Origin of the sequence: Corynebacterium callunae (genome assembly GCF_046592015.1) — a bacterium.
Classification (GTDB): domain Bacteria; phylum Actinomycetota; class Actinomycetes; order Mycobacteriales; family Mycobacteriaceae; genus Corynebacterium; species Corynebacterium callunae_A.
The window spans coordinates 1-12,574 of sequence record NZ_JAWVOB010000011.1; the positions used below are offsets into that span (position 1 = coordinate 1).

General features: G+C 53.1%; 12 protein-coding genes. 5 read left to right on the forward strand and 7 right to left on the reverse strand.

Going from position 1 to position 12,574, the window contains the following annotated elements:
- Nucleotides 1-72: 72 nt before the first annotated feature.
- The 5 genes from SFC07_RS11525 to SFC07_RS11545 form a co-directional block, all read right to left on the reverse strand.
- The gene (locus tag SFC07_RS11525) at nucleotides 73-1,764 is read right to left on the reverse strand and encodes a SulP family inorganic anion transporter (protein WP_411208544.1); all 1,692 of its coding nucleotides are present in this window, start codon (nucleotides 1,762-1,764) and stop codon (nucleotides 73-75) included.
- Nucleotides 1,765-1,883: 119 nt separating this feature from the next.
- The gene (locus tag SFC07_RS11530) at nucleotides 1,884-2,381 is read right to left on the reverse strand and encodes a 2'-5' RNA ligase family protein (RefSeq protein WP_411208414.1); all 498 of its coding nucleotides are present in this window, start codon (nucleotides 2,379-2,381) and stop codon (nucleotides 1,884-1,886) included.
- Nucleotides 2,382-2,449: 68 nt separating this feature from the next.
- Nucleotides 2,450-3,082, reverse strand: coding sequence for a cation transporter (locus SFC07_RS11535; protein WP_411208546.1), 633 nt, complete (start codon nucleotides 3,080-3,082; stop codon nucleotides 2,450-2,452).
- Between the two features lie 39 nt (nucleotides 3,083-3,121).
- A complete protein-coding gene (locus SFC07_RS11540; RefSeq protein ID WP_411208415.1) occupies nucleotides 3,122-3,328 on the reverse strand; it encodes a DUF4177 domain-containing protein in 207 nt (68 codons plus the stop codon).
- 132 nt (nucleotides 3,329-3,460) lie between these two features.
- Nucleotides 3,461-5,185, reverse strand: coding sequence for an FAD-dependent oxidoreductase (locus tag SFC07_RS11545; protein ID WP_411208416.1), 1,725 nt, complete (start codon nucleotides 5,183-5,185; stop codon nucleotides 3,461-3,463).
- 48 nt (nucleotides 5,186-5,233) lie between these two features.
- Here SFC07_RS11545 and SFC07_RS11550 point away from each other — a divergent pair, with 48 nt between their 5' ends.
- Nucleotides 5,234-5,800 (forward strand): helix-turn-helix domain-containing protein, encoded by a 567-nt coding sequence (locus SFC07_RS11550; protein WP_411208417.1) that lies wholly within the window; start codon nucleotides 5,234-5,236, stop codon nucleotides 5,798-5,800.
- Between the two features lie 60 nt (nucleotides 5,801-5,860).
- On the opposite strand, the gene ychF is transcribed toward SFC07_RS11550, so the two are convergent.
- Nucleotides 5,861-6,946: a redox-regulated ATPase YchF gene (ychF, locus tag SFC07_RS11555; RefSeq protein ID WP_411208418.1), complete on the reverse strand. Its 1,086-nt coding sequence runs from the start codon at nucleotides 6,944-6,946 to the stop codon at nucleotides 5,861-5,863.
- 267 nt (nucleotides 6,947-7,213) lie between these two features.
- On the opposite strand from ychF, the gene SFC07_RS11560 reads away from it, so the two are divergent.
- From SFC07_RS11560 to SFC07_RS11575, 4 genes are all read left to right on the forward strand, one after another.
- Nucleotides 7,214-8,836, forward strand: a complete 1,623-nt coding sequence (locus tag SFC07_RS11560) for a sodium-dependent transporter (protein WP_411208419.1) — start codon at nucleotides 7,214-7,216, stop codon at nucleotides 8,834-8,836.
- A complete protein-coding gene (gene metS / locus SFC07_RS11565) occupies nucleotides 8,836-9,009 on the forward strand; it encodes a methionine/alanine import NSS transporter subunit MetS (protein WP_411208420.1) in 174 nt (57 codons plus the stop codon). Before SFC07_RS11560 ends, metS begins: the two co-directional genes overlap by 1 nt.
- A 90-nt stretch (nucleotides 9,010-9,099) precedes the next feature.
- The gene (locus SFC07_RS11570) at nucleotides 9,100-10,569 is read left to right on the forward strand and encodes an AI-2E family transporter (RefSeq protein WP_411208547.1); all 1,470 of its coding nucleotides are present in this window, start codon (nucleotides 9,100-9,102) and stop codon (nucleotides 10,567-10,569) included.
- 62 nt (nucleotides 10,570-10,631) lie between these two features.
- Nucleotides 10,632-11,456, forward strand: a complete 825-nt coding sequence (locus tag SFC07_RS11575) for a DUF6542 domain-containing protein (protein WP_411208421.1) — start codon at nucleotides 10,632-10,634, stop codon at nucleotides 11,454-11,456.
- A gap of 32 nt (nucleotides 11,457-11,488) precedes the next feature.
- Here the strand turns inward: SFC07_RS11575 and SFC07_RS11580 are convergent, their stop codons facing one another.
- Entirely contained in the window at nucleotides 11,489-12,466 is a 978-nt protein-coding gene (locus tag SFC07_RS11580; protein ID WP_411208422.1) for a 4-hydroxy-3-methylbut-2-enyl diphosphate reductase, read from the reverse strand.
- Nucleotides 12,467-12,574 lie beyond the last annotated feature (108 nt).

Genomic DNA, 12,574 nt, shown 5'->3' on the forward strand with positions numbered 1-12,574 from the left:
CCAACATCCTTGAGCCCCGTAGCCTCCGGTTACGGGGCTCAAGTGGCACCTGCAGGGGTGCGTCGAAAAGCGTTATTTTTGGGGAAAGGCCTGCTCATAGGCAGCAACGGCGGTGGGCAGGGTGGCAAAAATATAATCTTTGCCCACGTGTTCCAAAAAGCCGGTGGGCGCTAATTGCTGGGCCAGTTCCATTTTTACCCGCGCCATGGTGAAGCGAATGCCCCGCTCATGCAGGGTCTTGCGGAGTTTTTCCAGAGCATCGACGGCGGTCAGGTCAATTTCCGTGTTGGCCTCCGCGTTGAGCAAAAACCAGTGCACTGGCTGCGGTGTGGCGTCCACAGCTTCCAGCGCGCGGGTATAAAAATCCTCGGCATTGGCAAAAAAGAAGGGCGAATCGTAGCGGAAAACCACGAGCCCCGGCACCGAGGTGGCGTTGGGATAATCGTCCATACTGTGCATGCCCGGAATTCCCGGCACGAAGCCCAGGACGTCGGCGTTAGGTCTGGTAATACGCCGAATGAGGTCCAAAATGGAGAGCGCGATGGCCACGCCAATGCCATAAAGAACCCCCAAAACCACCACGGCAGCTGCGGTGAGCAGGGTAAGCACCAGTTCACTGCGCCTAAACCGCGCTATTCGACGCACCTCTTTAATGTCAATGAGTTGGCTGGCAGCAAAAATGACCAAGACGCCAAGCGCTGCCTGCGGAAACGTCTGCAAAATGGGGCCTGCAAAAAGCAGCACCAGCACCATCAGCGCGATGACCACCAGGGAATGCACCTGTGAACGCGCGCCGGCAGCAACACCTAGCACCGTGCGCGAACCGCTGGAAGAAACCGGAAAACCCTGGAAAAATCCATTGGCAATATTCGCGGCTCCCAGTGCGAGGAGCTCTTGATTGGGATTAATGGGCTCATCTTCTTCTGCCACGAAGGCACGGGCAGTAAGAATATTGTCGGAAAAACCGACAATGGCAATACCGATCGCATAGGGGAAAAGTGACCACAACTGCAGATCTCCGAGGTGAGGCAGCTGCGGTTGAGGCAAGCCCTCAGGTACCTCGCCAATGACCTCGATGCCGTAATTTTGCAGGTTTAGTGTGGTGACCGCGATTGCCGCTAGTAGAAGCACACCCAGTGCTGAGGGAATGTGTGGGAAGAATTTTCGGCCCGCAAAAAGAGCTGCCAGGATGAGGCTTGCAAAGATGAGCGTGGGCAGGTGGATGTGGGAAAGCTGTGCGGCAAAGGAGCGGAGCTCTTGGTAGGTATTTGCGCCTTGGGGGTGCACCTTGGTCACTTTGGACAATTGGCTGATGATCATGAGCAGCGCAATACCAATGAGATAGCCAATAAGCACAGGCCGCGAGAGGAGTCGGCTGACAAATCCAAGGCGACTGATGGCTGCAAAAAGGCAGACTATGCCGGTTGCAATTGCTAATAGGGCTGCGACCTCGGCGTACCTTTGAGTGCTGGCTGGATCGGTTCCTGCTGCCCCGACCAGCGCGCCCACTCCGGCGGCCGTCATCAGCGCGGTGGTTGATTCCGGCCCGATGGATAGTTTGCGGGAGGTGCCGAGGAAGAAATATATAGCCATCGGCGCCAACACAGCCCACAGTCCAACCACTGGCGGCAGCCCCGCGATAACTGCATAGGCCATCACCTGAGGTACCAAATATGCAGCTACTGTTACACCAGCCAGCACATCACCGCGTAACCACGACATTCGATAGCTGCGCATCACCGCAATACCCGGCAGCAAGTTCATCCACTTTTGGGGCTTTGCGTGGGGCTGAGCTTTGGGTGGTTGAGCGTGTGGCGGCTGCGGGGATTTTCGGGTGTTGGGCGTGCCAGACATACCTTAAAACTACATCTAAAAAGCGGTTTTTAGGACAATATTGTCAAGCGTTGTTGCCCCGGCTGCCATAGCACCGCCTGCGTTGCACTCATCTGCTTAAAGTGCGAGGAGGTCGCTTGGTCCAGCGCAATAATATAGTCTCCCACCATTTCCCGTGGTAGCCGCAGACCCATGGTCAGGTGTGGAGTCCAGCGCAGGCCGCGCCCATCTGGATTTAACGCGCTGATCTCGCGGGCAGCTGCTTCTAATTCCTCCGTGGTTTCCAGCAACCAGGCCACGGTTTGTTTGCGTTTGGTGCCAAAAACCACCGTGCCCACCCGGAGAAAATCCGCAGGCAGCAACGCTGGCAGAAGTTCTGCTGCGCGCTGCACCACGGGCTCTGGCATCTGCGTAGAAAAAGTGACAGTTATGTGCGGAGTTTGCTGCTGCGCCGGAAAACCCTGCTCAGCCAGCTGCGTATAGATCTGGTTGATCTGCTCCTCATTTTCCGGAGCTAGCTGCAGCAAAATATTCTCCGGCGACCCCACCTGCGCACTCCTCCTTCAATAGCTGCTTTTCGACGAAAAACTGATGCTTTAGGCCCTTTAGCTTTTTGCTAGTCTAGTGCTTCGCCAGCCAAGGCCTTGGAGGCCAGGCGTTCTTCCTCACTAACCTCCCACACCTCATGGGCTGAGTGCAAAGCAAGCAAAATGACAAACACACCGAGGATTAAGTCTGGCCAACCGGACCCGGTTAATGCAGTGATCAATGCCATGGCAATGATGGCAGCGTTGATCAGCACGTCATTGCGAGCCGACAAAAATGCGGCACTCCCCAAAGAACCGCTGTGTTTTCTTACCCGGGAGATAATGACTGCGCAGGTGCCATTAACCACAATTGCGCCTAGCGACGCGAGAATGACCGCAGCTACTTCCGGGGTTTGTGGATTGCTAAAACGTTGCACCGCTTCCCAGCCAGCTATAACTGCAGGACCTATAATCACCACTGCCATGACTTTGCCCACGAGTGCACGTTTAGCCAGAGTCCACCCCAATGCGATAAAAATCAGCAGGTTGATAGAGGTATCTTCAAGGAAATCAACACTATCTGCCAGTAGTGATACTGAATTAGCAGCCAGAGCAATGGTGAACTCGACAAAGAAATAGCCAAAGTTGAGGGTCGCAACGATGAGAACTGCTCGGCGTACTCTATTAGCATCAATGGTGTTCGTGTTCGAGTCCCCTTTGATCTACTTTATGGCTATGCGTGCGAAGAGGCTGAATTTACTCTAGGTAAGGCTTTCAAACACCAAAGTTGCCTGGATGCGGTCACCGCCGATGAGGCCCTTACTGCCACTGCTAGTAGTTGAAATCGTGTGTAGGCGATACCCCTTTGCCGCTTGCTGGTTGATAGTACTTTCCAACGCGGTCAAGTTACCGGAACCGGTTCCGATGAGCTTTTCTTTAAGAACTACCTGTAAAACGACATAATGCATGATTTCCCTACTTTCTTTAATATGTGGCATTCCTGATTTTACATATCTCCAAAAGCACATTTGGAGCAAGGTCTTCTTACTGCTATCACCGGAAAGACCCACCCTTAAAGGACGGATATTGCAAGTTAATTCTTAATGAGAATGCACCCGATTCTTTTCCACCGCACAATTAAGGTCAGCAAAAGCCAGGTCACCATGGACAGCTGCGCCGGTACTAACACCTGCAGCAGCTGAAACAGAAACTGTAGCCATGGGGTCTCCGGCATTTCCCGCAGCCCACACCCCAGCGATCGGAGTCATCCCGCGTGGATCTACCGGAATATGGCACCCAAATGGAAGCTCCTGCGCAGTTCCCCCTAGCGATTCATAGAGGTCAGTGCGGGAATTAAAGCGCGGAACCACCACAACTGCATCAGCTTCAAAGGTCTCCCCGCTTTCTAGCTGAACCGCACGAACCTGAGTACCATCCATAAGCAATTGCTCAACCTTGGTGCGCACCAGCGGAATATTGAGCGCAGCTAATTGCTCTAGCTGTTCCGCGGTTGGTTCCGGCGCATCATGTAAAAAGACAGTGACTTTATCACTCAACTGTCCAAAAAGCAGAACCTGGTGGATAGCAATTTCATCACGGGTACAGATCGCAATTTTCCGATCCCGCACCTCCCATCCGTGGCAGAACGGGCAGTGCAGCACAGATTCTCCCCAGCCTGCTTCCACACCCGGAATCTTGGGCAAATCATCAACCAACCCGGTGGCAAGAATGATCCGGCGCGCATTGATACGGTAGTCCCCCGCACCAACTTGCACCTCAAAATTATCGATCTCCCCGCTGAGCTGGGAAACTTGCCCCATAATAAACTTCACGCCATAGGATTCTGCTTCTTTACGGCCCTTAGCCAACAGTTCCAAAGGCGAAATTCCCTCATTTCCCAACACATTATGAGCCCCCTGAGCAGGGGCGTTGCGTGGCAAACCAGCATCAATTACCACTACATTGCGGCGCGAACGCGCCAATGCAACCGCCGCCGTCAGCCCTGCCGGACCGCCACCAATTACGGCCACATCAGCGGTGATGGTTTTTTGCTTATCGACGCCGCCCTCCTCGTTCGGGCGAACGGCAACCCACACCGTCCTGCCAGACCGAAACGAAACCTCTTGTTTGGATATATGTTCCTCAAGTTCTATTCCACGCCCGCGCATGTGCCTTTCCACATAGCCACTTCCATCTGGAGTGGAAGCTTGGGCAATGAAGTCTTGCTCCTTTTGGTGAACCACGGAAAAACCCGCCTCCTCCAGCAACTTCTTCCAGTCGGTGAGGTGATGTGTTGGGGCGCTCGGCATTAAATTCTGGAGTTCCTGGGGCTCAAATCGGGTTTCTCCCGACATTTCAATCAGCGCAAAGACGCCACCTGGGCGCAGAGACTGGAAAATCTGGGCGATTACTTTGGCCGAATCTTGGAGGTGGTGCATCGCTAGCGCTGCCCACACAAGATCCACATCGGTTGGGAGATACGCAGCCCATTTTTCATTAAGGTCTGCGTGGTGAGTTTTTACCCGATCATTGACGCCTGCTTCTAGTGCAGCTTGTTCCACGCGCTCAAGCAGTTCTGCGGATACATCTAAAGCATGGACTTGAGCGTCAGGGAATCGCTTAGCCAGTGCGATTGCATTAGCTCCGGTTCCTGATCCCAGATCAACGATGTGTTGGGGTTGGGAAGAAAGTGCAGCTGCTGAAAGGCTCAAAGCGGAGTTGCGCAGTGGTGCGTTAAGGCGTGCCTCAAGTTCAAGGAAGTCCGCAAAGCCCGCTGGGAGATTATGCCAAGGCTCTTTTTCAGAGTGGTGCTGGTGTTGTGTCATAACAGTGACTTTAGGCAACTATCCCATCAAACGCATACACTCTTGCATATGATGCAAAAAGACACCGAAACTATCGTCCGACAGCGGATCCGTGGCTTAAGGCTAGCTCGCAATTGGACACTTGAAACACTCGCGGGGCGGTGCTTCATTTCTGCGTCAACACTAAGCAGGATTGAAACCGGCCACCAAAGAATCGCGCTCGAACAATTAGTGGCCATCGCCAAAGCACTCGGGACTACACTTGATCAGCTTGTCGAACCTGAAGGTGATGAGGACGTGGTAATTCGCCCCGAACCAGAGATGATCGATGGAACCACATTCTGGCTACTCTCCCGAGAACGTGACCGACGCGGAGTCACCATCGGCAAGATGCGTATCACTGAGGACCGCCCTGCTTTTGAGCCCGCGGTACACCCAGGTTATGAATGGTTTACCGTACTCAGCGGCATTATTAAACTCACTTTGGGAACCCGGACAATCATGGTAACGCCAGGCCAAGCCGTGGAATTTTCTACGATGACTCCCCACCTTTTGGAAGCTCATCAAGGCCAGGCAGAGATTCTTACCATTTTTGATCATGACGGCGAACAGGCACATCTTCACGCGCACCGCTAGTAATTAACGAGCAAATCGCCCTCAGTTCCCAAGGAACTGAGGGCGATTAGGCCAAAAAACTTAAACGTTAAACTTAAACTCCACCACATCGCCATCAGCCATGATGTAGTCCTTACCTTCTTGGCGGACCTTGCCCTGAGCCTTAGCTTCAGCCATGGAACCTGCTGCATCGAGATCAACAAAAGACACAATCTCAGCCTTAATGAAGCCACGCTCGAAATCGCTGTGGATCACACCAGCAGCCTGAGGTGCAGTATCACCCTTGCGGATGGTCCATGCACGGGATTCCTTTGGTCCTGCGGTGAGGTAGGTCTGCAGACCAAGGGTCTCAAAACCAGCACGTGCCAAAGAGTGCAGGCCTGGCTCGGTCTGTCCCACAGCTTCCAAAAGCTCTGCGGCATCTTCTTCATCAAGTTCCAGAAGCTCAGTTTCAGTTTGAGCATCAAGGAACACACAGTCAGCTGGAGCTACCAAAGCGCGTAGCTCCTCCTTCTTCTTTTCGTCGGTAAGCACAGCTTCGTCGGAGTTGAAGACATAGAGGAAAGGCTTTGCCGTCATCAGGTGCAGGTCGCGGACGAGGGAAAGGTCCACTTCACCAGCCTTAGCTGCAGAGAAGAGCGTGCGGTCATCGCTGAGGATTTCCTGTACTTTCTTCACCTCGGTCACCACATCAGCCAGGCTCTTATCTTTGCGGACGTCCTTCTCCAGGCGAGGCAATGCCTTTTCCACGGTCTGCAGATCAGCCAGGATCAGCTCAGTATTAATAACGGAGATATCTTCAGCTGGGTTTACTTCACCATCAACGTGGATCACGTTTTCATCAGCAAAGGCGCGCACAACCTGGCAGATGGCGTCTGCTTCACGGATATTGGCAAGGAATGCGTTACCCATGCCTTCACCTTCGGAAGCTCCCTTAACGATGCCAGCGATGTCAACAAAGGACACAGTGGCAGGCAGGATACGCTCGGAGCCGAAGATTTCAGCGAGGCGTCCTAGACGCGCATCGGGAAGTTCCACAAGTCCCACGTTTGGCTCGATGGTAGCGAAGGGGTAGTTCGCTGCCAGAACATCGTTGCGGGTAAGAGCGTTGAACAGGGTGGACTTGCCAACGTTGGGCAAACCGACAATTCCAAGAGTAAGGGTCACGGCCACCAATCCTAGCAACCGGAGCGGATTTACTAAAAGGTGGCTGCCTTAAATGCGCTAAATACCCCCACTTAATCGCCGATCATATAGATAGATAGTGATTCAAAACACCCATGTGCTAATTTCATCTAAACCAATAAATCCCATAGCCTCACCTCTCCCCCACCCATAGGAAGAGATAAGGAATGTTAGGACGCAAACCCAATAAAGGATTGCTCCGCGCTAAGGGCACTTTAATATTCCTGTTGTATGACTGGAGACCCTGACATGTCAACTCCACAAAAGGCTGAGCGTCGCGAAGTTTTCTCTTCCCGATCCGTCTTTATTCTGGCGGCAATCGGTTCCGCCGTCGGCCTGGGAAACATCTGGCGTTTCCCCTACGTCGCCTACGACAACGGCGGCGGAGCATTCCTCATCCCCTATTTGATTGCGCTTTTGACTGCGGGTATCCCGCTGCTCTTTTTGGACTTCGCACTCGGCCACCGTTACCGGGGCTCAGCGCCCCTTGCTTTTCGGCGTTTTAAAAAACAAACCGAAGCTATTGGTTGGATCCAAGTCGGAATCGCCTTCTTTATCACCATTTACTATGCGGCAATTATCGGCTGGGCTGGTCTTTATGCCGTGAAATCCTTCACTAAGGCATGGGGTTCTGATCCAGATACCTACTTCTTCAGTGACTTCCTGCAATTTGATGAAACTGCTGTTTTCTCCTTAGATATTGTCCCGCAGATCGCCATCGCCCTTTTCATCGTCTGGATTGCTGCCATTGCAGTGCTCGCAGTGGGTGTGGATAAGGGCATCGGCCGCGCCAACATGATCTTCATGCCGGTGTTGGTCATCATCTTCATCATTGTGGTTATCCAGGCAGTGTTCCTTCCTGGAGCAGCCGCTGGCCTTGATGCACTCTTCACCCCAAACTGGGAAGCTCTTAAAGATCCCACCGTATGGATCGCCGCCTATGGCCAGATCTTCTTCTCTCTATCCGTAGGTTTCGGCATTATGCTGACCTACTCCTCCTATCTCAAGCCTCGTACCAACCTCACTGGTACTGGCTTGGTCACTGGCTTTGCTAACTCTTCCTTCGAGGTGTTGGCAGGTATCGGTGTCTTTGCCGCATTGGGCTTTATGGCTCAGAACGCTGGTGTGGGTGTTGATGAGGTCGCTACCTCCGGCATCGGCCTGGCTTTCGTAGCCTTCCCAACGATCATCAACCAAATGCCTTTTGGTGTGCTCTTCGGTTTCCTTTTCTTCACCACCTTGACCCTGGCAGGTTTCACTTCCCTCTTCTCACTTTTGGAAGTGGTTATCTCTGCGGTGAAAGATAAGTTCAATATGAGCCGCAAGGGCGCAGCGATTAGCGTCGGTGTAGTCATGGCCGTTTTGTCCCTGGGCCTTTTCTCCACCACCTCTGGTCTAGCCACCTTGGACATTATGGATAAGTTCACCAACAACATCGGCATCGTGGCTATCGCCTTGATCGCTGTGGTTGTCATTGATTGGATCTATCGCCGTATTGACGAGTTCTCACTCCACCTCAACGCAATCTCCTCCTTTAAGGTCAACACCGTGTGGCGTATCTGCGTTGTTAACGTCACCACCTTGGTGCTGGGATACAACCTCCTCCAAGAGTTAATCACCCTGGTTGATGAGCCTTATGGCGGATACACCCTGCTCCAAAATGGCCTTTATGGCTGGGGCGTCATTGGTCTCATTGTGGTTCTGGCTATCGTCGGACCGCTTATCCCATGGCCTCAGGGCACCCTCGTTGATGGCCCTCCCGGCTCTGACTTCGGTGTGGAGCCTGAATTCCGTCGCGTGTTGCACCGCCCACGCCGTTGGGCATCCAATGATCCTGTTGTCGCCTTTGATAGCGAAGGGAAGTCCAAGTAATGAGTACTACCGCAATTATCATGATGGTGTTGTTTATCCTCATCATCTGGGGCGGATTGGTCTTAAGCACAATTGCCCTCAGACGTTCCCCTGATGAGAGCGTTGGAGACTTCGGCACCTCCACATATGCCACCGATGAGGTCCTCATTGATCAGGAATTCCATCGCCACTAGATAGACTAAAGACACTTCCAGAATTTCACTTCTGGGAGTGTCTCTCCCTTTGTCGATGTTTTGCAGGCAGAATGGATAATTGTGGCAAGGATGGATGAATTCCCAGAGGAACTTGAAAGTGTTGTCGGCCAAGGCAAAGACAACCCCATAACTGGCACGCCTGGAGAAGCGTCAGGAAAAACCGCTCACCCCATGGAGTCTGAGGGCAACTACTCCACGATCGACCGCATCGATAGGTCAATTGTCATCGCGGATTACATCAGAAGCCTGTCCATGTGGTGCCTGCGGATTCTGTTCATTGCTGCTGCAGCCTATGTCAGTTGGTGGACCCTCGGCCAATTTTGGCAAGGAGTCCTGCCAGTTACGCTGGCTCTGATTTTGTGCACGGTGTTGTCCTCACCTAATAAATGGCTGCGCCAACACGGAGTCCCTAGTGCAATTGCCGCATTTTTGACCATCGGTATCTTTTTTGCCGCCATCGGCGCGGTTTTTTGGGTGATTGCACCAAGCATCGGCAGACAATCCCAGGCCCTTTATTTCCAAGCCTTTGAAGGTATCCTGAGCGTCCAGCTGTGGCTGCAAGGTCCACCGCTTAACCTCAATTCTGAAGATCTCAACAGTTTCTTCAATGAGATAGCTACCTGGATGCAAAACCAAGCTGGTGCCATTGCTGGTGAAATTTTCTCCGGCCTCGGCATGGCCACCAGCGTGGTTGTCACCTTAGGTGTGGTGATGGTCTTAACCTTCTTCTTCCTTAAAGACGGCCATCGGTTCCTCCCCTGGGCCCGACATATCGTCGGTGAAACCTCTGGCTGGCACCTCACTGAACTGCTCACCCGCGCATGGAAAACACTTTCTGGATTTGTGCGTGCGCAGGCCTTGGTTTCTGCAGTTGATGCCGTTTTTATCGGTTTGGGACTCTTGGTCATTGGCGTGCCAATGGCGTTGGCACTGTCTGTTATCACCTTCGTAGCCGGATTCATCCCGATCATTGGTGCGTTTACCGCTGGCGCTCTCGCGGTGCTGGTGGCATTGGTATCCCTCGGTTTTACCAAGGCAATCTTTGTGCTGATTTTGGTGGTGGCGGTGCAGCAGATTGAAGGAAATATTCTCTCCCCGCTGTTGCAGTCCAAGGCCATGAATCTGCACCCGGTCATTGTGTTGTTGTCGGTAACCGTGGGTGGCACACTCTTTGGAATTGTTGGTGCCTTCTTGGCGGTTCCAGTAGCTGCAATGATCGCGGTGGCTTTCCGTTATTTCCAGGACATGACTTCCCTACGCGCCGGTGAAAAATCTGCCGATGATCTGCATTATCAAAGCCCCTATGGTCAATTAGCTGGCCGTCATATGGAGGCCGAAGGTGGAATTTTCCGCGAGCGCCACTACCAACATCTCATTGCCCATGCTGAGGCCAATGATTTAAGCGTGCCCGACTTTGTGGAAAGAGATCGCTCCGAGGTTGATTTTGATGAACTGCGCCGCAGCGCATTGAAAAAACGACTCTCCACAGCACGCAATATCACCACCCAAGCCTTCGATAAACTACGCCGAAATAAATGATTAATCTTAAATTAAGAGCGGTAACTCTGGTTTTTAGCGCCTGACCGGTAAAGTGATCAGACGTGTCACATGGATCCGTTTCGCCGAGAAAAAGCTCCAGATCAACATCGCATGCCCCCTTTGTGGGATTGCCCACCTGGTCTGGACCTGCAGTGGTTTTTGCTTCCCTTGTTACGGGACTGCTCCTAAGCCTTCTACTTGGCGAAATTGGCACTCCTTACCAGGTGATTTTTATCATCGCCACGCTCATCATCACCTTGTTGGTCGAGGCCCGCGGTCTTTTTATTACGGTGGCCTCCGTTCCCATCTTGTTTGGAATTTTTACGCCCCTTACTTCCTGGTTTGTCTCCCAACAAGGACCCAGCGGTAATTCCCCCGGTGTATCGACCACTGAAATTCTGGCTGCGATTTATCCCCTAGCCCAGTTTTTCCCCACCTTGATGCTGGTCACCGCCGTTGCCGCGATTATTGCGATCGTTCGCATCCGACTTTTGCGCAAAAATCAGCAGCAGCTGCAGTCCACAGAAGAGCGCACTCGTCGAGCACAAAGAGAAGCAGATCAGGCTAATACCAAGGCAGCCCGGCGCGCGCGAGCACAAACCACCCGAGTGCGCAGCCGACGGGCTCAAGGTGCCGCTGACGGCACGCAGGTCACTGTTGATGAATTGATCCTCAAGAGCCAGCAGCGCCGTCAAGAGGTGGCACAGCGACAAGCTGCCCGTGGAGTTCCTTTTACGCCTACTCCAGGTCCAGTCGTGGCCCCCAAGCCACGTGTTCAGCCTCAGCAAACGTTGAGCCCCCGTGAACAACCGCAACGCCCTGAGGCAGGGGAACGTCGACAAGCACCTAGACGCCGTGGATCACTAGACGACGACCTTTATAGCTAGAAAAAGTCCTGCTTAAAAGCGGGACTTTTTGCTTAGTCTTTGTGGCGCAAAACGCGAGGCAAGGCGAAGACGATCTTCTCGGCTGCTGAGGTGACTTCCTCAACGTCGTCGTAGCCGAACTCGGCGAGGCGCTCTACTACGCCCTGGACCAGGATCTCAGGCACGGAAGCACCAGAAGAAATGCCGATGGTCTCCACGCCTTCGAACCAAGCGGGATCGATTTCGCGGGCATAATCCACCAGGTAGGCGTTGTCGGCGCCATTTTGCTTGGCTACCTCAACCAGGCGAACGGAGTTGGAGGAGTTCTTGGAACCGACCACAATCATCAGCTCGCAGCGCTCGGCAATGGCCTTGACTGCAACCTGACGGTTCTGGGTGGCATAACAAATGTCATCGGATGGAGGATCCTGCAGCTGTGGGTACTTAGCCTTAAGCTCCTTCACGATCTCCATGGTCTCATCCACCGACAAGGTGGTCTGGGAGAGCCAGATCAAGTTAGGCTCATCTGCGAGGAATTCAGGCAGGGTATCAATACCAGCTACGCCATCAACCAAGTGGGTCTTTTCGATGGAGTGGCCCATGGTTCCCTCCACCTCTTCGTGGCCTTGGTGGCCGATGAAGAGAATGTGGAAGCCTTGCTTATCAAAGCGCTTAACCTCATTGTGCACCTTGGTAACCAGCGGGCAGGCGGCGTCGATGGCCTTAATATTTTTGGCTGCAGCCTCAGCGTGGACTGCAGGGCTCACGCCGTGAGCAGAGAACACCATGTTCGCACCCTCTGGCGCATCAGATGCCTGATCAACAAAGATGGCACCCTTTTCTGCCAGGGTATCTACGACATAACGGTTGTGGACGATCTCTTTACGAACATAAACAGGAGCGCCATATTCTTCCAGCGCTCGCTCGACAGTTTCTACGGCACGATCCACGCCGGCGCAGTATCCGCGAGGGGCTGCCAGCAGGATCTTCTTTCCAGTCTTAATTTCTGGGCTAATTACAGGTGAGCTCATACCTCCCAGCGTATCCAAGGTTTACCCCAAACACCTAGACTGGTAAGTCAACCACCCCACCAAAGGCGGGGGAATTCACTTTTATGCAAGGAAATTAAGGAGGGTCAC

Bases quoted from the DNA above. Each gene is read 5' to 3' on its own strand.
- SFC07_RS11580 (WP_411208422.1), bottom strand. From the start codon at position 12,466: ATGAGCTCACCTGTAATTAGCCCAGAAATTAAGACTGGAAAGAAGATC.
- metS (WP_411208420.1), top strand. From the start codon at position 8,836: ATGAGTACTACCGCAATTATCATGATGGTGTTGTTTATCCTCATCATC.
- SFC07_RS11545 (WP_411208416.1), bottom strand. From the start codon at position 5,185: ATGACACAACACCAGCACCACTCTGAAAAAGAGCCTTGGCATAATCTC.
- SFC07_RS11560 (WP_411208419.1), top strand. From the start codon at position 7,214: ATGTCAACTCCACAAAAGGCTGAGCGTCGCGAAGTTTTCTCTTCCCGA.
- SFC07_RS11570 (WP_411208547.1), top strand. From the start codon at position 9,100: ATGGATGAATTCCCAGAGGAACTTGAAAGTGTTGTCGGCCAAGGCAAA.
- SFC07_RS11525 (WP_411208544.1), bottom strand. From the start codon at position 1,764: ATGAACTTGCTGCCGGGTATTGCGGTGATGCGCAGCTATCGAATGTCG.
- SFC07_RS11550 (WP_411208417.1), top strand. From the start codon at position 5,234: ATGATGCAAAAAGACACCGAAACTATCGTCCGACAGCGGATCCGTGGC.
- SFC07_RS11540 (WP_411208415.1), bottom strand. From the start codon at position 3,328: ATGCATTATGTCGTTTTACAGGTAGTTCTTAAAGAAAAGCTCATCGGA.